Origin of the sequence: Actinokineospora diospyrosa (assembly GCF_024171925.1) — a bacterium.
In the GTDB taxonomy this organism is placed as follows: domain Bacteria; phylum Actinomycetota; class Actinomycetes; order Mycobacteriales; family Pseudonocardiaceae; genus Actinokineospora; species Actinokineospora diospyrosa.
Window position 1 is genome coordinate 191,546 of record NZ_JAMTCO010000011.1, and the last position, 22,685, is coordinate 214,230.

At 70.9% G+C, this 22,685-nt stretch carries 23 protein-coding genes; 7 read left to right on the forward strand and 16 right to left on the reverse strand.

From position 1 onward, the window contains the following. Positions 1-3: 3 nt before the first annotated feature. From LV75_RS23255 to LV75_RS23305, 11 genes are all read right to left on the reverse strand, one after another. Positions 4-777: a sugar phosphate isomerase/epimerase family protein gene (locus tag LV75_RS23255; RefSeq protein WP_253889106.1), complete on the reverse strand. Its 774-nt coding sequence runs from the start codon at positions 775-777 to the stop codon at positions 4-6. After that, positions 774-2,288, reverse strand: a complete 1,515-nt coding sequence (locus LV75_RS23260; RefSeq protein WP_253889107.1) for an Rv0497 family membrane protein — start codon at positions 2,286-2,288, stop codon at positions 774-776. Before LV75_RS23260 ends, LV75_RS23255 begins: the two co-directional genes overlap by 4 nt. Before the next feature lie 96 nt (positions 2,289-2,384). Beyond that, entirely contained in the window at positions 2,385-3,338 is a 954-nt protein-coding gene (locus LV75_RS23265; protein ID WP_253889108.1) for a Ppx/GppA family phosphatase, read from the reverse strand. Between the two features lie 24 nt (positions 3,339-3,362). Continuing rightward, positions 3,363-4,052, reverse strand: coding sequence for a response regulator (locus tag LV75_RS23270; protein ID WP_026425837.1), 690 nt, complete (start codon positions 4,050-4,052; stop codon positions 3,363-3,365). After that, complete coding sequence (locus LV75_RS23275) at positions 4,049-5,284, reverse strand: sensor histidine kinase (protein ID WP_308211021.1); 1,236 nt, start codon at positions 5,282-5,284, stop codon at positions 4,049-4,051. Before LV75_RS23275 ends, LV75_RS23270 begins: the two co-directional genes overlap by 4 nt. Before the next feature lie 299 nt (positions 5,285-5,583). Beyond that, entirely contained in the window at positions 5,584-6,330 is a 747-nt protein-coding gene (locus LV75_RS23280) for a phosphoglyceromutase (RefSeq protein WP_253889109.1), read from the reverse strand. 1,314 nt (positions 6,331-7,644) lie between these two features. Next, positions 7,645-8,571 (reverse strand): DUF4349 domain-containing protein, encoded by a 927-nt coding sequence (locus LV75_RS23285; RefSeq protein ID WP_253889110.1) that lies wholly within the window; start codon positions 8,569-8,571, stop codon positions 7,645-7,647. 77 nt (positions 8,572-8,648) lie between these two features. Further along, entirely contained in the window at positions 8,649-9,176 is a 528-nt protein-coding gene (locus LV75_RS23290) for a type III secretion system chaperone family protein (RefSeq protein ID WP_253889111.1), read from the reverse strand. Beyond that, positions 9,173-10,465: a D-inositol-3-phosphate glycosyltransferase gene (gene mshA / locus LV75_RS23295; RefSeq protein ID WP_253889112.1), complete on the reverse strand. Its 1,293-nt coding sequence runs from the start codon at positions 10,463-10,465 to the stop codon at positions 9,173-9,175. The genes LV75_RS23290 and mshA overlap by 4 nt, the downstream gene beginning before the upstream one ends. 7 nt (positions 10,466-10,472) lie before the next feature. Then, positions 10,473-11,327 (reverse strand): alpha/beta fold hydrolase, encoded by an 855-nt coding sequence (locus LV75_RS23300; RefSeq protein WP_372504216.1) that lies wholly within the window; start codon positions 11,325-11,327, stop codon positions 10,473-10,475. After that, positions 11,300-12,493, reverse strand: a complete 1,194-nt coding sequence (locus LV75_RS23305; RefSeq protein WP_372504217.1) for a L,D-transpeptidase — start codon at positions 12,491-12,493, stop codon at positions 11,300-11,302. The genes LV75_RS23300 and LV75_RS23305 overlap by 28 nt, the downstream gene beginning before the upstream one ends. A gap of 139 nt (positions 12,494-12,632) precedes the next feature. Between LV75_RS23305 and LV75_RS23310 the strand changes: the two genes are divergently transcribed. Next, positions 12,633-13,367 carry an SDR family NAD(P)-dependent oxidoreductase gene (locus LV75_RS23310; RefSeq protein ID WP_253889113.1) on the forward strand — a complete coding sequence of 245 codons (735 nt, stop codon included), beginning with the start codon at positions 12,633-12,635 and terminating at the stop codon, positions 13,365-13,367. 41 nt (positions 13,368-13,408) lie between these two features. On the opposite strand, the gene LV75_RS23315 is transcribed toward LV75_RS23310, so the two are convergent. Beyond that, positions 13,409-14,497 carry a UDP-N-acetylmuramate dehydrogenase gene (locus LV75_RS23315; protein ID WP_253889114.1) on the reverse strand — a complete coding sequence of 363 codons (1,089 nt, stop codon included), beginning with the start codon at positions 14,495-14,497 and terminating at the stop codon, positions 13,409-13,411. Between the two features lie 25 nt (positions 14,498-14,522). On the opposite strand from LV75_RS23315, the gene LV75_RS23320 reads away from it, so the two are divergent. The 5 genes from LV75_RS23320 (at position 14,523) to LV75_RS23340 (ending at position 19,101) form a co-directional block, all read left to right on the forward strand. Continuing rightward, a complete protein-coding gene (locus LV75_RS23320) occupies positions 14,523-15,008 on the forward strand; it encodes a DUF2505 domain-containing protein (protein ID WP_253889115.1) in 486 nt (161 codons plus the stop codon). 293 nt (positions 15,009-15,301) lie between these two features. Further along, the gene (locus LV75_RS23325) at positions 15,302-16,120 is read left to right on the forward strand and encodes a class I SAM-dependent methyltransferase (RefSeq protein ID WP_253889116.1); all 819 of its coding nucleotides are present in this window, start codon (positions 15,302-15,304) and stop codon (positions 16,118-16,120) included. A 66-nt stretch (positions 16,121-16,186) separates the two neighbouring features. Next, on the forward strand, positions 16,187-16,924 hold the full coding sequence (locus LV75_RS23330) for a MerR family transcriptional regulator (RefSeq protein WP_253889117.1): 738 nt from the start codon (positions 16,187-16,189) through the stop codon (positions 16,922-16,924). Between the two features lie 240 nt (positions 16,925-17,164). After that, positions 17,165-18,037, forward strand: a complete 873-nt coding sequence (gene purU / locus LV75_RS23335) for a formyltetrahydrofolate deformylase (RefSeq protein ID WP_253889118.1) — start codon at positions 17,165-17,167, stop codon at positions 18,035-18,037. A gap of 212 nt (positions 18,038-18,249) precedes the next feature. Next, entirely contained in the window at positions 18,250-19,101 is an 852-nt protein-coding gene (locus tag LV75_RS23340; RefSeq protein ID WP_253889119.1) for a GNAT family N-acetyltransferase, read from the forward strand. A 4-nt stretch (positions 19,102-19,105) separates the two neighbouring features. On the opposite strand, the gene LV75_RS23345 is transcribed toward LV75_RS23340, so the two are convergent. After that, positions 19,106-19,540, reverse strand: a complete 435-nt coding sequence (locus LV75_RS23345; protein WP_253889120.1) for an SRPBCC family protein — start codon at positions 19,538-19,540, stop codon at positions 19,106-19,108. Positions 19,541-19,583: 43 nt separating this feature from the next. On the opposite strand from LV75_RS23345, the gene LV75_RS23350 reads away from it, so the two are divergent. Continuing rightward, the gene (locus LV75_RS23350) at positions 19,584-20,705 is read left to right on the forward strand and encodes an LOG family protein (RefSeq protein ID WP_253889121.1); all 1,122 of its coding nucleotides are present in this window, start codon (positions 19,584-19,586) and stop codon (positions 20,703-20,705) included. Here the strand turns inward: LV75_RS23350 and LV75_RS23355 are convergent. The 3 genes from LV75_RS23355 to LV75_RS23365 all read right to left on the reverse strand — a co-directional run bounded on the left by LV75_RS23355 (position 20,694) and on the right by LV75_RS23365 (position 22,658). Beyond that, positions 20,694-21,386 (reverse strand): response regulator, encoded by a 693-nt coding sequence (locus LV75_RS23355; RefSeq protein WP_253889122.1) that lies wholly within the window; start codon positions 21,384-21,386, stop codon positions 20,694-20,696. The two genes, LV75_RS23350 and LV75_RS23355, sit on opposite strands and share 12 nt — an antisense overlap. 115 nt (positions 21,387-21,501) lie before the next feature. Further along, the gene (locus tag LV75_RS23360) at positions 21,502-22,041 is read right to left on the reverse strand and encodes a YbaK/EbsC family protein (RefSeq protein ID WP_253889123.1); all 540 of its coding nucleotides are present in this window, start codon (positions 22,039-22,041) and stop codon (positions 21,502-21,504) included. Next, a complete protein-coding gene (locus tag LV75_RS23365) occupies positions 22,038-22,658 on the reverse strand; it encodes an alpha/beta fold hydrolase (protein WP_253889124.1) in 621 nt (206 codons plus the stop codon). The genes LV75_RS23360 and LV75_RS23365 overlap by 4 nt, the downstream gene beginning before the upstream one ends. Between the last annotated feature and the right edge of the window lie 27 nt (positions 22,659-22,685).

Genomic DNA, 22,685 nt, shown 5'->3' on the forward strand with positions numbered 1-22,685 from the left:
CTACTATCCACTCAGGTGCGACCTCGCGAAGCGCAGCGCCTCGGCCAGATCGGCCGCCCGCTCGGCCGAACCGCGGGCCCGCCGGGTGCTCACCTCGACCACCACCTGACCGGCGAATCCACTCCCGACCAGGCGTTCGCACAGCGCCGCGCACGGCTGGTCACCGCGCCCGGGGACCAGGTGCTCGTCCTTGGGCAGACCGGTTCCGTCGGCCAGGTGGACGTGGCGCAGCCCGGCCCCCATCCGCTCGGCCAGCGCCAGGGCGTCCACATGGGCGGCCGAGGTGTGCGACAGGTCCAACGTGTAGTTGCGGTGCCCGACGTCGGTCGGGTCGATCGACGGGCGGAACGCGCTGACCTCCACCCCGCCCTTGCGCACCGGGAACATGTTCTCCACCGCGATCGCGATCCCGCTGCCGTCCTCGAGCCCGGCGACCAGGTCGGCGAAGCCGTCGGCGTAGCGGCGCTGCCAGCGGAACGGCGGGTGCACGACCACCGTCGGCGCGCCGAGGTCCTGGGCGGCCTCGACCGCGCGGCGCAACCGGACATCCGGGTCCGGCGACCAGATCCGCTGGGTGACCAGCAGGCACGGGGCGTGCACGGCCAGCACCGGCACACCGCGGTGCGACTGGCGGGCCAGCGCGGGCACGTCCTGGCTCAACGGGTCGGCCCAGACCATGACCTCGACGCCGTCGTAGCCGAGCTCGTCGGCCAGCGCGAACGCCGTCGACGCGGTCCTCGGCCACACCGACGCGGTCGACAGACCGACCCGGATCACCGTCCGAGCAGCAGCAGTGCCGCGGGTGAGACGGTGACGAGCAGGCCGACCAGCACCGCGAGCACGGTGGTCTGCAGGTCCTCGGCCCGGCGCACCTTGCGCACGATCAGCACCAGCCCGACGATCACCGCGAGCGCGCCGACCAGCGCGGCGGCGGGCAGCACCCGCCACAGCCAGTTGAAGATCAGCCAGACCACGGCACCGCCGACGACGCCGAGACCGAGCTGACCGACCATGATCAGCCACTCGCGACCGGCCGAGCGCGGCTCCTCGTCGGACTCCGGCTCGTCGTCACCGTCGTCGTCGAGCTTGTCGCGGTCGTCCTCGTCGAAACCGTCCTCGTCGAAGCGGTCGTCGAGGTCGTCCTCGTCCAGGTCGACGCCGCCGCGCTCGGCACCCCTGGCGAACTCGTCGTGCGCGGAGTAGTCGGTGAACCGGGTCGCGGCCTTGTCGTCGAAGCCGGTGAAGTCCTCGTGGAACTCCGGCGGCGGGCCGCTCGGGTCGACCGCGGTCTGCGCGGAGTCGCCGGGGAAGTCGCCGCGGTAGCCGGGGCCCCTCGGCGGGACCGGCAGCGGCTGCGACACCTGTGGGACCGGCAGCGGCTGGGAGACCTGCGGCGGCGGCACCGGCAGGGGCTGCGACACCTGCGGCGGGACCGGGTTCTGCTGGGTCGGCTGCGGCCTGCGGCCACCACCGGCGACCCGGCGCGGCAACGGGGCCCGGTTGGGGGCCAGACCCGCGGGCGGCTCGGCCGGGTCGGGCGCCTGGTCGTCGGCGGGGACCCGGGGCAGCTGCTCGGTGTGCGGCTCGCCCACGTCCGGCCTGCGCGCGGCGGTCACCGGCTGGTGCTGCTCGCGGGGGTCGGGCGGGCGGGCGCGCGGGTCGTCCTGACGCGGCGCGTCCTGGCGCGGCGGCTCCTGGCGCACCAGTTCTTGACGCACCGGCTCTTGGCGCGGCGGCTCGTGCCGAACGGGTTCCTGGCGGACCGGCGGCCGGGGGTCCTCACCGCGCACCGGTTGGCGCTGCTCGTCCGGCCTCGGCTGCTGGCGGGGGTCGACGGCCGGGCGGGCGAGTTGGCGCGGGTCGACGGGCGGGGCGTGCGGCGGCGCGTTGTGCGGCGGCGCGTTGTGCGGCGGCGCGTTGTGCGGCGGCGCTACCGGCGGGTGCTGCTGGGTGGGCGGCTGCGGGTCGATCCGGGGCCGGGCCCTCGGGTCGACCGGGGGCTGCTCCGGGCGGGCGCGCCTGGTCGGCAGCGGGAGCTGCTGGGAGACCTGCGAGCGGTCCTGCCGGTGGGTGGCGCGCTCGTGCGGCGGCTGGTCCTCGCGGATCGGCAGCAGCTTGCCGCTGTCGGACATGACCCGGTCGATGATCGCCTGCGGCGCGGTCTCCGAGGCGTCGTCCGGTTTCCGGCGCCGCCGTCGGGGCGCGCCGTCGCCGGAGTTGCCGCCGTACTTGGCCAGCAACTCGGCCACGGTGCGCTGGGTGCGCTCCGAACCACCTTCTTGACTCATCCACTCCACCGTGCCCCGTGCAGGCCGATCCGTCCAGTGCCCGCCCGCGCCGCGGGCGGCACCGCCCCGTCAGGAGTGGCGGCCACCCGGATCTTGTCACTCCGGGAGAACAGTGTGGTCCTCACCATTCGTCTGGTCCAGCCGCCGCAGGATGACCCCTTCGCGTAGTGCCCACGGCCCGATCTCCACCTCGGGTAGTGACAACGCTCGCATAGTGGCCTGCGCCACCAGTGCACCGGCCACCAGTTGGTGCGCCCGGCTGGGGCTGACGCCCTCGAGTTCGGCGAGGTCGGCGGCCGACATGCGGGAGATGAACGAGATCAACTGGCTCAGCCCGGTGTCGGTCAGCACCCTGCGGACCCGTGGTCCGGCCGAGGACGGCGCGGCCCCGGTCAGCCTGGCCAGCGTCCGGAAGGTCTTGGAGGTGGCCACCGCCCGGTCAGGGGTGCCGTACTTGGCGACCCGCTTGGCGATCGGGGCCAGCTGGTCCTCCAGCCACCCGACGGTGCGCTCGACCTGGTCGCGCGCGGGCGGGTCGCTGGTGAACCGGGTGCGGGTCAGCCGACCGGCGCCCAGCGGCAGCGACCAGGCGAAGTCCGGGTCCTCGTCGATGCCTGCGGCGATCTCCAGCGAGCCGCCGCCGATGTCGAGCACCAGCAGGTTGCCCGCCGACCAGCCGTACCAGCGGCGGGCGGCGAGGAAGGTCAGCCGCGCCTCGTCCTCACCGGAGAGGACCCGCAGCTCCACCCCGGTCTCCTTCTGCACCCGGCGCAGCACCGCGGCCGAGTTGCCCGCCTCGCGCACCGCGGAGGTCGCGAAGGCCATCAGGTCGGCGCAGCCGAGCCGGATCGAGGACTCCCTGGCCGCGGCGACGGTGCGGACCAGTTCGTCCGCGCCCACCTTGGACAGTTGACCGGACGGGGTGATCCGCTCCGCCAGCCGCAGCACGGTCTTCTCCGACCGCGCCGGGGTGGGGTGGGCACCCCGACGAGCGTCCACCACGAGCAGGTGGACGGTGTTGGACCCGACGTCGAGCACACCTAGGCGCACTGGGGAACCGTACCGGGGCGACGATCAGGACTCGAACTTGTAACCCAGACCGCGCACCGTCACCAGGTGGCGCGGCGAGGCCGGGTCGGGTTCGATCTTCGAGCGCAGCCGCTTGACGTGCACGTCGAGGGTCTTGGTGTCGCCGACGTAGTCCGCGCCCCACACCCGGTCGATCAGCTGGCCGCGGGTGAGCACCCGGCCGACGTTGCGCAGCAGGTACTCGAGCAGGTCGAACTCCTTGAGCGGCAACGGGACGTCGGTACCGTCCACAGTGACCACGTGCCGCTCGACGTCCATTCGGACCGGTCCGGCCGCGAGCACCTGGGGCAGCAGCTCGCCGTCGCCACCGGCCTCGCCGCCGCGGCGCAGCACCGCGCGCACGCGGGCGATCAGCTCGCGCGCCGAGTAGGGCTTGGTGACGTAGTCGTCCGCGCCGAGCTCGAGGCCGACCACCTTGTCGATCTCGCTGTCGCGGGCGGTGACCATGATCACGGGGACCGCGGAGCGCTGGCGCAGCGCCTTGCACACGTCGGTGCCGCTCATCCCGGGCAGCATGAGGTCGAGCAGCACGATGTCGGCACCGTTGCGGTCGAACTCCTCCAGCGCCTGCTGGCCGGTCACGGCCACCGCGGCGGTGAAGCCCTCCTTGCGCAGCAGGAAGGCAAGCGGGTCGGCGAAGGACTCCTCGTCCTCCACGATCAGCACTCTCGTCATGCCATTCCTCCGTGATCGGTTGCGGTGCCGTCGGATTTCGACGGAAGCGTCGCGCGGCCGCCCACCAGCGTGGGCTCCGCACCGTTGGTGCCGTTCTCGCCCGCGGTGAGCGCGCGGTGCTCGAGGTGCGCGGGCACCCGCAGGGTGAACGTCGAGCCGAGGCCGGGTTTGCTCCACAGCCGGACCTCGCCGCCGTGGTTGGCGGCGACGTGCTTGACGATGGCCAGGCCGAGGCCGGTGCCGCCGGTGGCGCGCGAGCGGGCCCGGTCGACCCGGTAGAACCGCTCGAAGACGCGCTGCTGCTCGTCCTCGGGGATGCCGACGCCGCGGTCGGTCACCGCGATCTCCACGTAGCCGTCGGCGAGGCCGCGGCTGACCGAGACCGGGCTGCCGGCCGAGGAGTAGGCGAGCGCGTTCTGCAGGAGGTTGGACAGGGCGGTGACCAGCAGCGTGCGGTCGCCCTGCACGAGCAGCCCGCTGTCGTCGTCGGTGGTGACGTCGATGCCGGTGGACTCCATGACCAGCCGGGCGCGGCCCATGGCCTCGCGCAGCACGGCGTCCACCTCGACGGTGTGCATCTCGGGCAGCCGCTCGGCGCCCTGCAGCCGGGAGAGCGCTATCAACTCGGTGACCAGCGTGCCGAGCCGGTTGCCCTCGTTGAGGATCTTGGTGGTGAACCGGCGCACCTCGACCGGGTCCTCGGCCGCGTCGAGCACGGCCTCGGCGAGCAGCGCCATCGCGCCGACCGGGGTCTTGAGCTCGTGGCTGACGTTGGCCACGAAGTCGCGCCGGGTGGCCTCCAGCCGGACCGCCTCGGACTGGTCGTCGGCGTCGACGGCGGTGAACCCGTCGCCGAGCGGGCGGACCTCGCCGAGCACGGCCTCCGGGGTGCGGCCACCGCGCGACTCGAGCGGGGACAGGTCGACCTCCATCGGGTCGCCGGTCTCCACCACCACCTCCGCGGCCTTGCGGGCGCGGTCGTCGACGCGGTTGTTGCGCACCAGGCCGAGCTCCTCGGCCCGCGGGTTGTGGATCACCACGTCACCGAACCGGTTGAGCACGACCACACCGGTGTGGGTGGACTGGATGATCCGTTGGACCAGGTCGGCGACCGTGGGGCCGTCCGGGGCTCCGCCGGTGCCGCGGGAGCGGGTGCGGCCGACGAGGAAGCCGACGAACAGGCCGATCAGCAGGGTGCCGAACGACAGCGCGAGATAGACCGGGGCGGCCACACCGAGGATCGTAAGCAGGCGCCACAGGGGTTTGACCAGCCCGGGAACGGCATTGGTGACCGTGCCGACACCGTTGTGCCTGCTTGTTCCCCACTCGGCCAGACCCCGTTCACTCGATCGTGTCCTACTAGCCGGTAACCATCGAGCACCGTGCGCCTGGGCGGCACCGCCACCCGATGGAAACCGGCCGTTAGGGGGATCACACCCGGCCTGATGATTCCGCGCCGTGTCGACGCGGCCGGGCCGGGCGCAGCGGCCACCCGGTGTCCACTGTGCCCGGTCCGTCAGTCCACTCGGGCCTAGCGGCCCTGGTTGGCCACGGCGCTGATCGCGGCGGTGGCGGCGGCCGGGTCGAGGTAGGTCCCGCCCGGGTTGGTCGGCTTGAGCGCGTCGTCGAGGTCGTAGCGCAGCGGGATGCCGGTGGGGATGTTCAGCCCGGCGATGTCGGCGTCGGAGATCCCGTCGAGGTGCTTGACGAGCGCGCGCAGCGAGTTGCCGTGCGCGGCGACCAGGACGGTCTTGCCCGCCCGCAGGTCGGGAACGATCTCGGTCTCCCAGTACGGGACGAGCCGGGCCACCACGTCCTTGAGGCACTCGGTGCGCGGCGCGGCGGCACCGAGGTGGGCGTAGCGCGGGTCGCCGTCCTGGCTGTACTCGTCCCCCACCTCGATAGGCGGCGGCGGGACGTCGTAGGAGCGGCGCCAGAGCATGAACTGCTCCTCGCCGAACTCAGCGAGGGTCTGCTTCTTGTCCTTGCCCTGCAGCGCGCCGTAGTGGCGCTCGTTGAGCCGCCAGTCCCGCTTGACCGGGATCCACACCCGGTCGGCCGCGTCGAGGGCGAGGTGCGCGGTGTTGATCGCCCGGCGCTGCAACGAGGTGTGCACGACGTCGGGCAGGATGCCCGCCCCGCGCAACAGCTCGCCGCCCCGGGCCGCCTCCGCGACCCCCTTCTCGGACAGGGCGACGTCGACCCAGCCGGTGAACAGGTTCAGCGCGTTCCAGACGCTCTCGCCGTGGCGGAGCAACACCAGGGTTCCGATGGCCATGGCGAAAGCCTGCCAGACCAGCGCACCAGGACCCGGTGTGCCACTGCTCACCGAGCACCCGACGACCGAGCTGGACCGAAGGGCGGAACCCGTTGCGCCAGCTGTCGATCTTCACGATCAGGGGACACCAATTTGGGTCAGCTTGTACCCCCAAATGCCCCCAAAGACACGGGTAGTTGCAGGATCACAGACTCCTGTGACCGAATAGTTACTAACCGTCTGCGACATCCACGAATGGCGTAGTGGTCGGCCTTGTGCTGGTGTCCGGCATCTGACAAGTTGACCTATAGGCGCCCCGGAACAGCTCCCACGCACTCCCTGGTCCGGGCAGCGTCCCGCGCGGCTCGACTCCCCTGCCGAGCCGCCGCCCCGCGAGCTCCCGGGTGCCCCCCGCCTCGGGACGCAGCGGGCAGGCGCGGGGCGGTTCGGGAACGCGACTCCCCCTCGCTCGAACCGCCCCGCGACTCAACCTCCGGGCCCGCACACGGCCCCAGCCCAGCCAGTCACTGGCCACCGCAAACCCGCTGGCACCCCCAGCCCTCCGCCGGGTCCGCCCCCCGCCCAGGGCTGCGCAACCGCACAACACCCACGCGCTGGCCCCACCTGATCAACCCCGGGGACACCCGGAAGCCCCGGTGCCAACCCGGCCACCGTCAGGACCGGCCCCAACCCACCCAGTTGGCCGCCCGAACACTCGAACCCAGCGGCGCCAACCCGCCCCCCGTCAGGTCCGCCCCAACCCACCTGATCACCCCGCGCCCCTCGGAGTCGCTGGTGCCAAGCCAGCTCGATGGGGCGGACTTGTTTTGCGCGGGGGAGCGACACCCGTAGCGTTTCCTCGCGGCAGGGCCAGTCTCTTCGGCCCCTGCTGTGCGGACCTGCCACGGGTGTCGCAGGGGCCCCGCGCAAAACAAGTTCGCCCCATCGAGCTTGTCACCAAAATCGCGGATCGGGACCGATGTCGCCGCCAGGCGACGAGGCGTCCGATCCGGCTCGCGATGCCGCAGGCGAGCCGAGCCGCTCCCCCGGAACCGAAAGCCCGATCCCCTCGCCCTGCGCCAAGATCAGCTCAATCACCCCCTGACCTGGCGAAACACCCCCACCGCCCCTCCCCACCGCGGCCAGCCGCCCCCTCCCGCGCCACCCCAGCCCCCACCCTCTCCGGGGGGCGGCCCCGATGCCAGTCTACCGGTTCTGACCTGCGAAAACAGCCGCCACAGAAATCTGTGGATAACTCAGCCGTTGTGGATAACTCGAACGCGAGTGGTGGACAACCGCGGGGGTTGTGGACAACTCAGCGCAGACCCAAGCGACTCAGCTCTCCGGGACCACCTGTGCCGCAACCGCAGGAGGCGCCACAGAGCGATTGCGCCGCCGATAGCGCCAGATGAGGTACGCGGGAACACCGAGGACCACAGCAAAAGGCAGCAACGTCCCGACAACGCGCAATACGAACGAACCCGCATCCAGGAACGCGTGCCACCCAGTGGCCAACGCCCCCAAGAACGAGTCGTCCTCCGAAACGGGCACCGGTGCGGCGCCGTCCACGCTGATCCGCACGGTCACCGCCGAGAGCGCGACGCTGCCCGCGAGGGCCTCCCGCCGCTTCAGCAACGACTCCAGCTCGGCCTCGCGCCGGGTGACCTCGCTCTCCAGCTGCACGATCTCCGAGATCGACGTCGCCCGGTCGAGCAGGGCGCGGACCCGGGCCAGGCTGGTGCGCTGGGTCTGGATGCGGCTCTCCACGTCCACGACCTGCTCGGTGACGTCCTGCGCGGTCTGGCTGCGGCTGGTCACCGTCCCGGCCTCGGCGATGCGCGAGAGCGCCGCGTCGAGCTTGTCCGAGGGCACGTGCACGGTCAGCGTCGCGAACCGGTCGGTGACCTGCTCCTGCCCGGAGAACCCGCCCGCGGCCACGGCCTCGGCGCGCACCCGGTCGGCCGCCTCGGGCACCTTCGGCGCGGACAGCTCGACGCTGGCGGTGCGGACCAGCTTGCGGTCCACCCCCGGCTGGTCGACGCGCGCCTGCTCCGGCGCCTGCGGCGCGGCCTCGGCCTTCGACCCGGAACCGGGGGCAGAACCGGACTCCGCACCGGTGAAGCTGTCCCCCGCCGCCCCCCGGTCCATCGCGGGCACCGGGGCCGAAGCACCCGACGAGGTCCCCGTCGACGTGCACCCCGCCGTGAAGGCCCCCGCCGCCAGCAGCACCAACCCGACTAACCGGGTCTTGTTGAGCACCATCCCGCTCTCCCCTCACCCGCACGATCCGTCTGGCATGCAGACGGGCCGGGAGGGTCAGGTCGTTGCGGCGCGGGTGATCACGAGTCGGCCTCGTCTGCGACACGGCCCCGTTGCGCGGGCTCGAGCAGGTGCGCGAAGGCCTGGAGGTTGGCCAGCGACTCCCCGCGCGAGGTCCGCCAGTCCCACTCGCGGCGGATCGCGGTGCCGAAGCCGATCTCCAGCAGGGTGTTGAAGTCCCCGTCGGCGGCCTCGAGGACCTGGCCGAGCAGGCGGTCGAGCTCGTCGGCGGTCACCGCCGCGTGGCTGACCCGACCCACCAGGTAGATGTCACCCAACCGGTCGATCGTGTAGTGCACTCCGTAGAGCCGGGCGTTGCGGCGCAGCAGGAAGCGGTAGACCTCCTCGTGCGCCTCGTCGGGCTTGCGGCAGACGAACGCCTCGACGGTCAGCGCGTGGTTGCCCAGGATGAGCCAGCAATTGGTGCGCTGCTTCTTGATCCCGGGCAGGGTGACGTGGAAGCGACCCGGCTGAGGTCGCTCGTAGCTCAGCTCCCGCTCGGTGAGCGCGTCCGCGATGACCTGGTCGAGTGAATGCGCATCCGTCACACCGCAACCTCAGCACGCGCGGGCGCGTACCGCAGCACGTGGTCGGCCTCGACGTAGGCGGCGATGAGCGCGTCGGTGGTGCGGTCCCAGGAGAAGGCCCTGGCGTGCCGGACGGCGCCCGCTCCGAGCTCGGCGCGCAGCCCGGGCGCGGTGACCAGGCGGCCGAGCGAGTCGGCCCAGTCGGCGGTGGCGTGCCCGTCGACCAGCAGGCCGGAGACCCGGTCGGCGACCGCGACCGGCAGCCCGCCGACGGCGGCCGCGACCACCGGGGTACCGCAGGCCTGCGCCTCCAGGGCGACCAGGCCGAAGCTCTCGTTGTGGCTGGGCACGGCGACCACGTCGGCGGCCCGGTAGACGGTGGCCAGCGCGGCACCGGACTGCGGCGGCAGGAACCGCACCACGTCGGTGATGCCCAGCGCGACGGCCAGGTCCTGCAACGCGGCCGGTTGGTCCAGACCGGTGCCCGACGGGCCGCCCGCGATCAGGACGACCAGCTTGTCCCTGGCCACGGTGCCCCGGTCGATCAGCTCGGCCGCGGCGCGCAGCAGCACGTCCGGCGCCTTCAACGGCTGGATGCGGCCCACGAAGGCCACGACGACGGCGTCCTGGGGCACCCGCAGCCTGGCGCGCGCGGCGGCGCGGTCACCGGGGCGGAAGCGGTCGAGGTCCACACCGGGCGCGATGATCCGGACCTTCTCCGGCGCGGCGTCGTAGAGCTCGACCAGCTGCGCGGCCTCGACGGCGGTGTTCGCGATGAGCTGGTCGGCCTCGTCGACGACCTGCTGCTCGCCGAGCACGCGCACCAGCGGCTCCGGGGTGTCGCCGTCGGCGAGCGCGGCGTTCTTGACCTTGGCGAGGGTGTGCGCGGTGTGCACCAGCGGCACCCCCCAGCGCTTGCGGGCCAGCCAGCCGACCTGCCCGGACAGCCAGTAGTGCGAGTGCACCAGCTCGTAGTGGCCCGGCTCGTGCCTGGCCTCGGCGCGCAGCACGCCCGCGGTGAACGGGCACAGCTGGTTGGGCAGCTCGGCGCGCTGCAACCCCTCGAACGGGCCCGCGGAGACGTGCCTGACCAGCACACCGGGGGCCAGCTCGACGACCGGCGGCAGGTCAGAGGCGGTGGCCCTGGTGAACACCTCGACGGCGATGCCGCGCTGGGCCATCCGCGTGGTGGTCTCGGTGATGTAGACGTTCATCCCGCCCGCGTCCCCGGTACCGGGCTGCTCCAAGGGGGAGGTGTGCACCGACAGGACCGCGATCCGCCGAGGTCTGCGCAGCTGCGTGGGAGTCACCCCGCAATCACCCCTTCCGGCCCTCCGCTACGCGCGCAGCTTCGCGGAGCACACCGTTGAACTCGTCGACCCGTTCGGAGAAGGGCGCGTGCCCGACCCCTGGGAACCAACGCAGTGTGGCACCGGGAATCTTCCCGGCCGCGTACTCGGCACCGGCAGGATCGACGACCGCGTCCTGGGTCCCGTGCACCACGGTGGTCGGCACGGTGATCGCGGCCAACACGTCACCGCTACCCACATCCCGCCTGAACAGGGCCTTGCGGACGGCGGGCGGCACCCGCAGCGTGTCTCCCATCCAGGCTTGGGTGAGGGTGCCTGGTGCGGGCTCGGCGGTCATCGCGACTGTGAGGGACGCGACAGCGGGAATGGCCACACCGGGGTCCTCGGCGAACAGCGCGGGCAGCCCGGCGAGCATCGCGGGCCCCGGCTGGCCGCCGGGATGGCCCTTGCCGATCTCGGTGATGGCGCCGACCAGGACGATGCCCGCCAGGTCGGCGCAGCCGCGTTCGCGCACGTAGTCGGTGATGACAAGACCACCGTAAGACCAGCCGACGACCAGGGCGGGCGCACCGGCGAAGGCCAGCACGGCGGCGAGGTCCTCGGCCCAGACCGCGGCCTGGTCGTAGCCCCCGGTCGGGACGTCGGACTCGCCGTGGCCGCGCAGGTCGACGGCGATCAGGTGGTGGGCGGCCAGCAGCCCGGGGTCGGCGAACTGGGCCGCCCAGCAGCGGCTGGACTGGGCCCAGCCGTGCACGAACACGATCGGTCGCCGCGCGGGATCACCGGCGGTGCGGACGGCCAACCCGGCGCCGCCCGCGCCCGCGACGGTGTGGATCAACGCAGCGCCGACATCTTCTGCCACTGGCTCCACGGGATGAGCCAGTCGAAGACGTCGGAGCTGGTCGGCATGTTCGCCTTGGAGCCGGTGATCTCCACCGGGTCACCGATGAGCGCCGAGTCGAAGTAGGCCTTGGCGTCGGGCTCGAGCAGGTTCACGCACCCGTGCGAGGTGTTCGCCTTGCCGATGTTGGCCCGGTTCTCCTCGTTCTCGTGGATGAACTCGCCGTGGTTGGAGATCCGCACGGCCCACTTCTTCTTGACGTTGGTGTAGCCGTAGCGCGGGTTGGAGAAGTCGCCGATGGGGTCCTTCTGCATCACGATCAACGTGCCGTTGGGCGTGTTCAGGTCCGGGTCGGCGTCCTTGCCGTTGCTGGACGGGTAGCTGGCGGTGAGCTGGCCGTCGCGGTAGACGTTCATCTTGTGGTCGGGGGTGTTGACCTTGACCACCTGGTTGCGGCCGATGGTGAACGCGGTGCTCAGGTCGGCCTTGCCGTAGGCGCCGCCGCCGTAGGCCAGGCCGTAGAGCTTAGCGGTGACGGTGACCTTGGTGCCCGCGGGCCAGTACTCCTTCGGCCGCCAGTCCACCTGCTGGTCGTTGAGCCACGCCCAGGCCCCGTCGACCGGCTTGGAGGTCTCGACGCTGAGCGCCTTCTCCACGGCCGCCTTGTCGGTGACCTTGCCCTCGGGGAACTTCACGCTGATCGGCATGCCGACGCCCACGGTCGCGTTGTCGGCCGGGTTGATCGTCGCGCGCGGGGTCTTGGCGGGCTTGAGCGTGGTGAAACCGCCCTTGAGCTCGACCTTCTTGCCGTCGGACCCGGTCGCGGCCGCGGTGTAGGTGTACTTCTTGCCGTACCCGAACACCTCCGAGGACGCCCAGGACAGCTTGTCCGCGGCGACGGCGCCCTTGACGGCCTTGCCGTCCGGGCTGAGCACCTCGACCGAGTCGATGGCCCCGTCGGTCACGCTGATCTTGAGCGGGTCCCCCGGCGGTACGTCGGCGGCGTCGTTGGCCGGACTCGCGGCCAGCTTCGCCTTGGGCGCCGCCTCCTGCTGCCCGCTGTCGCCCCCGCCGCTACCGCCCGGTGTGCCGGTTTGCTCCGAGGTGCAGCCGGCGAGCAGCGCGAGAACCAGGAACAGGGCTCCCACGAGGCCGGTGGTCCTGGTCGTCGAAGCCGGTCGTCTCACCGTGGAACCTCCCACTGTCGAGTCTCTCCCCACCGATGTAGGACGCCCGGGTGGCGATGGGGTGCGCCACCCGCGTTGTGACTGTGCTCATACTCCCGCGCCCGGTTGGCGGCCGGGTCCCGGGGCAGGATCGACAACCGTGAACAAGCCAATCGCAGTAGTCACCGGGGCGAGCGCGGGCATCGGGGCGGCAACCGCCCGGCACCTGGCCGCTGCCGGTTTCCACGTCGTGCTCGGCGCCCGGCGGCTGGACCGGCTGGCCGAGGTGGCCGGATCGGTCGGCGGCGACGCGATCGAACTGGATGTGACGGACCCGGCGTCGGTCGAGGCGTTCGCCAACCGGGTTCCAGAGTGCCACGTGCTGGTGAACAACGCCGGTGGCGCCAAGGGCCTCGACCGGGTCGACGCCGCCGACGAGCAGCGCTGGCGGTGGATGTTCGAGGCGAATGTGCTCGGCACGCTGCGGGTCACCAAAGCGCTGCTGCCCAAGCTGATCGCCTCCGGCAACGGCCACGTGGTGACCGTCACGTCCATCGCCGCCATCGAGGTCTACGACGGCGGCGCGGGCTACACCGCCGCCAAGCACGCCCAGTCGGCGCTGCACCGGACCCTGCGCGGGGAGTTCCTCGGCGAGCCGCTGCGGTTCACCGAGATCCTGCCCGGCATGGTCGAGACCGAGTTCTCCGCCGTGCGCTTCGACGGCGACACCGAGCGCGCCGAGAAGGTCTACCAGGGCATCGACCCGCTGACCGCCGACGACGTCGCCGAGGTGATCGCCTTCGCCGTCACCCGCCCACCGCACGTCAACCTGGACCAGATCGTGCTCAAGCCCCGGGCCCAGGCCTCGGCGACCAGGGCCCACCGCACCGGTTGACCCCCGCGCGGCGCCCCGCGGTGACCGGTCCAGCGCGGTGACTAGTCCAGGGCGCAGTTGATCAGGATCGGTTCGGCGTGCAGGTCCACCCCGAACGCGTCCCTGACCCCGTCGCGGACCTGCTTGGCCAACCCGAGCAGGTCCGCCGTGGTCGCCTCGCCCCGGTTGGTCAGCGCGAGGGTGTGCTTGCCCGACAACCCCGCCCGCCCGTACGCGAAGCCCTTCCCGAACCCGGCCCGCTCGATCAGCCAGGCAGCGGAGAGCTTCGCGGCGCCGGGCCCCGCCGGGTAGCGCGGCACCGTGACCTCCGCCCCCACCACGGCGACGATCCGCTCCAGCACCTCGTCGACGGCGGCCAGCGGGATGATCGGGTTCGTGAAGAACGACCCCGCACTCCACGTGTCGTGGTCGGTGGGGTCGAGGACCATGCCCTTACCCCGCCGCAAGTCCACGACGGCCGCCCGCGCATCGGCCACCGGCACCCGTTCGTCCTGCCGGACCCCGAGCGCCCGCGCCAACTCGGTGTACCGAATCGGCGCGGAAAGCCCGTCGTCCGACAGCTCGAACCGAGCCCGCAGCACGACCGCGCGATCGGTGCCCTTGAGGATGCTGGTGCGGTAGTCCAACCCCAACTCGTCGGTGCGCAGCGTGCGGACCTCCCCGGTGGCCCGGTCGAGCAGGTCGACCGACACCAGCACCTGCGAGACCTCGACCCCGTACGCCCCCACGTTCTGCACCGGCGTCGCCCCGACCAGCCCCGGGATCCCGGACAGGCACTCCAGCCCACCGAGCCCGGCCTCGACCGTGCCCGCCACAACGGTGTCCCAGTCCTCACCGGCCTCGACGGTCAGCTGCACCCGCCCCGGCTCGACACAGTCGATCTTGCTGCCGTGGTTGGCCACGAGCACCACCGTGCCGTCGAACCCGAGGTCCCCGATGACCAGGTTGGACCCACCACCGAGCACCAGCAGCGGCTCCCCGCTCCGATCAACGGCCTTGACGGCGTCGACCACCTCGGCGGCCGAGGACGCGGTCACGAATCTGGCCGCGGGCCCACCAAGACGCAGCGTGGTGTAACCGGAGAGCGGGACACCGGAACGGACGTCGGCGCCGAGGGGAAGGCTGGTCACGGGCGCCAACGGTAACCTCCCGCACATGGCCAGCCGTATCGAGCACCGCGCGGAGTTCACCGCGCCCGCCGCCACCGTGCACGCCCGACTGGTGGACCGCGCCTTTCTCGAGGCCCGGCTCCGCGCCATCGGCGGCAAGGACGCCACCCTGGTCGAACACACCACCACCGGCGACGCGACCCACTACCGCCTGCGCCAGGGCATCGACTCAGCACACCTCCCGTCAGCGGTCCGCTCCCTGGTCAAGGGCGACCTGGTGGTCGAACGAACAGAAACCTGGCGTCCCGAGGGCACCGGCTTCACCGGCACCACAGCGGCCACCGTCTCCGGCATCCCCGGTGACATCAAGGGCCGCTACACCCTCACCGACACGGCCACCGGCAGCGAACTGCGAACCACCGCAGAGGTGAAGGTCCGCATCCCCCTGATCGGCGGGAAGATCGAATCGGTCATCGCCGACCGGGTCCGCGACCTCCTCACCACCGAGGCCCGCTTCGCCGAGTCCTCGTGACACCCACCCCCTTCCCCGGCTCATCCCGCAATGAAGCTCCCTGACCTCACGCCCCGCCGACCCGGCGCTGTCCCACCACCAGGGCAGTGCGTCCCGGTCCACGCGGTGCGCGGCCACATCAGCCGCAGTCACCCCGCCCCGCCCGCCCGACCGCTGACCAACCAGGTCGACTCGGCGCGGCTCCCAATGCACTGCCGCCAGCCCCACCTCGGGCCAACAGCACCATCGGGCCACCGGCGAGGCGGTCCGCGGCCGCACCTGCGCGCGGCTCGCCGCGACTCCGGGGTGCGCTGATGGCCAAGGTGCCGCGGTTGGCCGCGGGCCGGGCCCGCGCGTTGGGCGTCGCGACCCGGGGGACCACCAACCCGAACCGACTGCGGCGGATAGACCGGTGGATGGCGGGCACACCCGCCGTCCAGTCCGCTTTGGACAGTCCAGACCCGTTGGTCGTCGACCTCGGGTACGGCGCGACCCCGGTGACCACACTGGAGTTGGCGACCCGCTTGCGCGCGGCACACCCCGGCGTGCGGGTACTCGGGTTGGAGATCGATCCGGAACGGGTCGCTGCGGCGAAACCGATGGCGGAGCCGCCGTGGCTGGACTTCCGCCGCGGCGGGTTCGAGCTGGCCGGAGCCCGACCGGTGCTGCTGCGCGCGTTCAACGTGCTGCGGCAGTACACCGAGGCCGAGTCGTGGCAGTCCTGGGAGACGATGCTCGCCCGGTTGGCCCCCGGCGGACTGCTGGTGGAAGGCACCTGCGACGAGATCGGCCGACGCTGCAGCTGGGTGCTGCTGGACGCCGACGGCCCTAAGACCTTCACCCTGGCCTGCCTGCCCGCGGACCTGGAGCGGCCCTCTGACCTGGCCGAACGGCTGCCGAAAGCCCTGATCCACCGGAACGTGCCCGGCGAGCCGGTGTTCGACCTGCTGCGGGCGCTGGACGCGTGCTGGGCGACCGCGGCCCCGTTCGCCCCGTTCGGCCCGCGGGCGCGGTGGGTGGAGGCGGTGCGCCTGCTGGCGGGCGAGGGCTGGCCGGTTCTCGACAACCGACGGCGCTGGCGGCTCGGCGAGGTCACGCTGTCGTGGTCGGCGGTGGCGCCGAACCCGGCTTGACATTGACGCGGCGTCAACTCCTACCGTTGGTGTCGGGCCGGAAAAGCCCAGGTAGGAGAGGTTCTGATGGCGTGGTCGACAGCCCAGGTCGCCCGCATGTCGAAGGTGACGTCGCGGACGCTGCGGCACTACGACGAGATCGGCCTGCTGCCGCCCGCGTGGGTGGGTGACAACGGGTACCGGTACTACGAGCAGGAGCAGCTGCTGCGGTTGCAGCAGATCCTCGTGCTGCGGGAGCTGGGTCTCGGCCTGGACGCGATCGGCGAGATCGTGCGCGACGGCGGGGACCGCGTGTCGGTGCTGCGCATGCACCACCGCTGGCTGCTCGCCGAGCGCGACCGGTTCGACCGGCTGGCCAGGACCGTCTCCAGAACCATCACCGATGTCGAGGAGGGAACCACCATGACCAAAACCGACCACTGGTTCGACGGTTTCGACGCCGCGACCCAGGAGCAGCTGCGCCAGGAGGCCCGCGAGCGCTGGGGCCCGGAGGTCGTCGACGCGTCCGCGCAGACGAGCTGGCAGCAGGGCCACGGCAAGGAGTGGGCCGCGATGCTGGCCGCGCTCGTCGAGCACATCGACGCGGACCGCACCCCGCGGGACCCGGCGGTGCAGGCCACGATCGACGGTCACTACCGCTGGATCCAGGCGTTCTGGCAGCCCAACCGCCAGTCCTACATCGGCCTGGCCGACGTCTACGCCGATGACCCGCGGTTCCGGGCCAACTTCGACAAGACCGACCCCCGCCTCGCCGAGTACCTCCGTGCGGCGATGACGGAGTACGCCAACAGCACGCTCTCCTAGTGGCGCGACCCAGAACGTCGACCATGTCTCGACCAACGCCCTGAGTCGAGCCGCTAGCCACCGGCGGCTGGTGGCCGCACCCGGCCACCAGCCCGCCCGCTGGTCGGCGAGGACCGGGTGCGGCCACGACCGTTGACCCAAAGCACGCCGGATCCACCGCCACAGTGCGCGCACGGACGAACACGCAGCGCGCATCGGGCGCCGGGCTGCCAAGTGGACAAGGGCTGCGAGGATTGGCGCGTGCCGAATGAGCGTCGTTATGTGATCAGGTTGGGGTGTCCGGACCGGACCGGCATCGTCGCGCGGATCGCCGGGTTCCTCGCCGATGCGGGCGGGTGGATCGTCGAGGCGTCGTACCACACCGACCCGGAGACCAACTGGTTCTTCACCCGCCAAGAAGTGCGGGCCGACTCGCTCGCGTTCGAGGTGGACGAACTGCGGGCGCGGTTCGGCGCGGTGGCCCGCGAGTTGAGCCCGGCCGCGGACTGGAGCGTGGTGGACACCGGGGTGCGCCGCCGGGTGGTGATCCTGGTGTCGAAGGAGGGGCACTGCCTCTACGACCTGCTCGGCCGGGTGCACAGCGGCGAGTTGGACGTCGACGTGCGGGCGGTCGTCGGCAACCACGCCGACCTCGCCCCGATCACCCGGGCGCACGGCATCCCGTTCCACCACGTGCCCTTCCCCGCGGCGGACGCCGAGGGCAAGGCCGCCGCGTTCGCACAGCTGCGGCAACTGGTGGACGCCAACACCCCGGACGCGATCGTGCTTGCGCGGTTCATGCAGGTGGTGCCGCCGGAGCTGTGCGCGGACTGGGCCGGGCGGGCGCTCAACATCCACCACAGCTTCCTGCCCTCCTTCGTCGGCGCGCGCCCCTACCACCAGGCCCACAAGCGGGGGGTCAAGCTCATCGGCGCGACCTGCCACTACGTGACGGCCGAACTGGACCAGGGTCCGATCGTCGAGCAGAACGTGATCCGGGTGGACCACAAGGACTCCATCGCCGACATGGTGCGCAAGGGCCGCGACATCGAGAAGGTCGTGCTGGCGCGTGGGTTGCGGGCGCACCTGGAGGGCCGAATCCTGCTGCACGGCAACAAGACGGTGGTGTTCTGATCGGGGACGGACCCGGGACCGGCTGGGGACGTGTTGGCGCACAACGATTTCCTCGGTGAGTTGGACTCGCTTTCTGATTCCAAGGTAGGCGCGGGTTCCGGGGCTGTCATTGACACGATCGGGTGTGGATAGCCGTTTGACGAACGGGCGAGTTCCCGCTATGCCCGCTAATTCGGTTGCGACACAAGGCAAACACGCGGCACGATCTTGGTGTGACCACTGGGGAGGTTCGCACCATGCATGTCCAAGAGTTGTCCACTACTGACCTGATTCCCTGCCTTACGCTCGCCGCCGACCGCGAGTGGCCTTACGAGGACCGCAAATGGGAGTTCCTGCTCGATGTCGGGCAGGGTTACGGGATCGTCGACCAGTCGGGGGACTTGGTCGCGTCCACCATCTTGACCACATCCGGGGACTTGGCCGCGATCAGCATGGTGCTGGTCGCCACCAAGTACGCACGGCAAGGCCTGGGCACCCGCGTGGTTCGCCACGCGGTTGCCCAGGCGGGCGAGGCGACCGTGCACCTGCACGCGACCTCGACGGGCCGCCCCCTCTACGAACGACTCGGCTTCCGCTCATTGACGGAGGTCGACGCCCGTACCGGCGTTCTCAAAGCCGGGCCGAGTAGGCGAACCACAGTGGCGGACCAGGGGGACCTGGCCGCCATTTTGGCGTTTGACGCGGCGACGTTCGGCGTGGACCGATCCAACGTCCTGTCAGGACTATTCGACTTCGCCGACCGCGTGCGCGTGGTCGAGCGGGATGGCGAGCTTGTCGGCTACGCGTCGAGTTGGCGTCCCGGCACCAAGATGCAATCCACGATCCTTGGTCCCGTCATCGCAGTTGACCCTGCCGATGCTCGCGCACTCATCGCCGACTTGGCAGCAGACGCCAACGGCCCGATCCGGGTCGACATCGACAACAAGCACCCAGAACTGGGCCAGTGGCTGGCCGAGCACGGTCTAGAGCCGGTGTTCCGCTGCGATCTGATGACTCTTGGCGGTCGCCCACTACCCGGCGACCGCCAAGCCATTCATGCCCCGTTCATGCAAGCGTTGGGCTAGGCACCTAGAGCGCCGCGGCGAGGTTGGCCAACAACTCGTCGTGGATGCGCTTAAGTCCGGCGGGCGCGAAGGTGCGCTCGAAGAAGCCCTTGACGCCGTTGGCGCCTTCCCAGGTCGTGGCGATCCGCACAGTCGAGGTGGCGTCGTTGCCCTCGACCGTCCACGTGGTGACCAAGGTGGAGTTACGGTCCGCTTCGACCAGCGCACCCGGGGTGGGTTCGCTCACCTCGAACAGGCAGTCCCGCACCCGCTTCTTGGTGGCCTGCAGTCGCCAGTGCACTACCGTTCCCGCGCCGGTGCCCCCGGACTTGACCTCGTAGTCGCTGAAGTGTCCGGTGAGGATCCGCGACCGGGTCTCCCGGTAGTCGGCCACGGCCGCGCGGACGCGGTCGACGGGGGCGGCGATCGTGCGTTCGGCGAGCGCCTGGACCTGGTTCATCATTCTCCGTACGTCGGTTACCTGGCGTCCGTAGGCTACCGCCGTGCGCCTCGAGATCGCCGATTTGTCAAGCCTGCGCGAGCACCGTGAGAACGGGCTGGACCTGCGCAATGCCGTTCTTGTCCGGTTAGACCTAACGGACCCCGGTGACGACGCCTTACTCCGTACCTCCCTTGACGGTGCCCTGTTCCTGGGTTGCACGTTGCGCCCAGAGAGCCAGCGACGCGCCCACGCGGCAGGTGCCCTGTTGTTCCCGGCGGTGCCGGGCCTGCCGTACGAGGTGTACCGGTCGCACCTCTATACGCCGGAAGAGCTCTTCGAGGACTTCGATCCGGACCATCCCGAGACCTACGCGCTCACCCCCGACGCACGGATCTATCAACACACGCGCGAACAGGGCTACCCGCCGGACCCGCTGCACGCCTTGGCCGAGCGGCTGCACGACCACGGCATCAGCGAGGCTCTAAGCGACATCCTCACCGGTATGCCTATCGCGGTGATGGGTGGTCACGCTCTCACTCGCGACTCTGACGGCTATCGCAGCGCGGTGGAGCTAGGCGTGCTGTTGGGCCAGGCGGGGTTCACCGTGCTGACCGGCGGCGGCCCGGGTGCCATGGAGGCCGTGCCGCTGGGTGTTCGGTTGGCCGACATGTCCGGTGTGGACGACGTGGTGAAGGTCTTGTCGGCAGCTCCGAAGTTCGCCAGCGGCACGACAGTGGACGCGGCGGAGATCGGCCGTTGGTTGGCCGCAGGCCTGGCGGTAGATCTACCGACCAGCAGCCTCCCTCGAACCATCGGCTTGCCCACCTGGTTTTACGGGCACGAACCGCCCAATCCATTCTGCGAGTTGCACGCGAAGTACTTCGAGAACTCGGTTCGCGAAGAGGGCCTGCTGACCGTGGCAACGGGCGGCATTATCTACACCCCGGGTAGCGCGGGCACCGTGCAAGAAGTGTTCCAGGATTACACCCAGAATCACTACGGCTCGGTTGGCCCTGCCGCGCCCATGGTGTTCCTCGGCGAGCGGTTCTGGACCGAAGAGGTCCCGGCCGCGCCATTGGTACGCAAACTCGCCAAGGGGCGTCCGGCGGAGCAGTGGATCCTGGTCACCGATGACGCTACCGAGGCTGTCTCGTTCCTCGAGTCTTACACCTCAGTCCAGTAGACCGGCGCGCTGCGCTAGAACGGCGGCGGTGACCCGGTTGGCGCAACCGGTAGCGGCAAGGATCTCGGAGACGTAGCCGCGCACGGTGGAATCGGACAGGCGCAGTTCCTCGGCGATCTCACCGTTGCTGCGCCCCATCCCGACCAGCCTCAACACGTCGCGCAGCCGCGCGGAGAGCCGAGCGACCTCGGCGGCCGCGCCGATGCGGTCGAGGTGGTGGGTGGCCAGGTGGCCCATCAGGTCGTTGGTCAGCGTGGGGTCCAGCACGGCACCCCCGTTGGCCGCCACCCGCACGGCGCGCACGAGCTCGGCGGGCTCGATGTGCTTGAGCAGGAACCCCTTGGCGCCGAGCCGCAGCGCGGTGGCCACGGCCTGGTCGGCGTGGAAGGTGGTCAGCACGACAACCGCGGGCACTCTCGGCTGTCTGCGCAGTTCGCGCAGCGCGTCCAGGCCGTCCATCCGCGGCATGCGGAGGTCCAGCAGCAGGACGTCCAGTTCAGTGGTCCGGACCAGCTCAAGCGCGTCGGCGCCGTCGGCCCCCTCCGCGACGACCGCCACGTCCGCGGCGGCCCCCAGGATCTTGGTGACGAAGGCGCGCGCCATCGGTTCGTCGTCGACGATCCCCACTCGAATGGTCGCCCGTTCAACAACCGTGCCGTCGACTTCAGTCTGTGTAGTCACGTGATAGCCCCTCTCGACCCGCTCACGGGCCGTATGCAAGCACACCGAAAGCGTGGGGGAACAGGGAATGTGGCGTCATCCCGACGATCGTCGGGGCCAACGCCGCTCGTTCGGTCTATCGGGCGAGGTCGTCAACGACCTCAGCGCCGGGTAGCGCGGCCATCAAGTCACCGGTCACGAGCAGCTTGCTTCCACGGATACCGCTACCGATGACGAGTTCAGGGGCAGCGGCAACAGCGGCGTCTACGTACAGCGGCCACTCTTGCGGCAATCCAACCGGGGTAATGCCCCCGTAGGCCATTCCGCTCTGTTCGACGGCTAGGTCCATCGGCGCGAAGGAAGCCTTGCGGGCGTTCAGACGCCTGCGCAGGACACCGTTGACGTCGGCACGCGTCGTCGCAAGGACCAGGCACGCCGCCAAGCGCTCCTCGCCCCCGCGCTTGCCAAGCACGACCACGCAGTTCGCCGAGGCACCCAGCGGGGACCCGTAGTGCTCGCAGAAGGCCGCGGTGTCGGCGAGCTCGGGGTCGATCTCAGCGACCCCCACGCGGTCGGCAGCGAGCGCCGCAAGGGCCTTCGCGACGGGGTCGGCGAGCAATTCGGGGTGCTCAGCGGCGGGGAGCACGGTGAGCGTCCCGGCGATGGTCCAGTTCACCCGGCAGAGGGTACGCCGAGGAAGTCCGACAACAGCGAACGCAACTCACGGCGGTGGGTGACCATCGGCGCGGGCGAATCAAACTGGACCATGGTCGCCTTAGGGAAGGCGACCGCGGCCTCTTGCGCTGTCTCGAGCGGATGCAACAAATCACCGGTAGCCGCAACTATGAGCACTTCTGCGGTGACATGAGTAAGTGGCATCGGATCTGGTACTGGAATCTGCGTCGCAACGGCGGCAAGAGCCGGACCCAAGCGCAGCAGCGCGTCAGTGCGCTCGTTGACGTAGTCGTCCAGGCCGCCGGGAGCGTCGGCAGCGACAAGCGCACGAAGGCGGGCCCGATCACCGTTCAATGCCGCCGTCGACATCTCCAGCACGTGCGCGGCAGACGCCGATGGCCGCGGTTGGGTAAGAGCGGCAGGCAGCATCAACACAAGCCGGTCGAGCACATCAGGCTCAGTGGATACGAGGTTGCTAAGGGCTGCCGCACCCAAGGACACCCCGATGGCCTGCCTGACACCGTCTAGAGCACTGCGGACGTCAGCGGCGATCGTCGGGTAATGCCAGTAGTCCAGCGAGGCGTCGGCAGCGTCAGCGTGCGAAGGAAGCGTCAACACGATCCGAGTGCCAGGTAGCCCTGACGC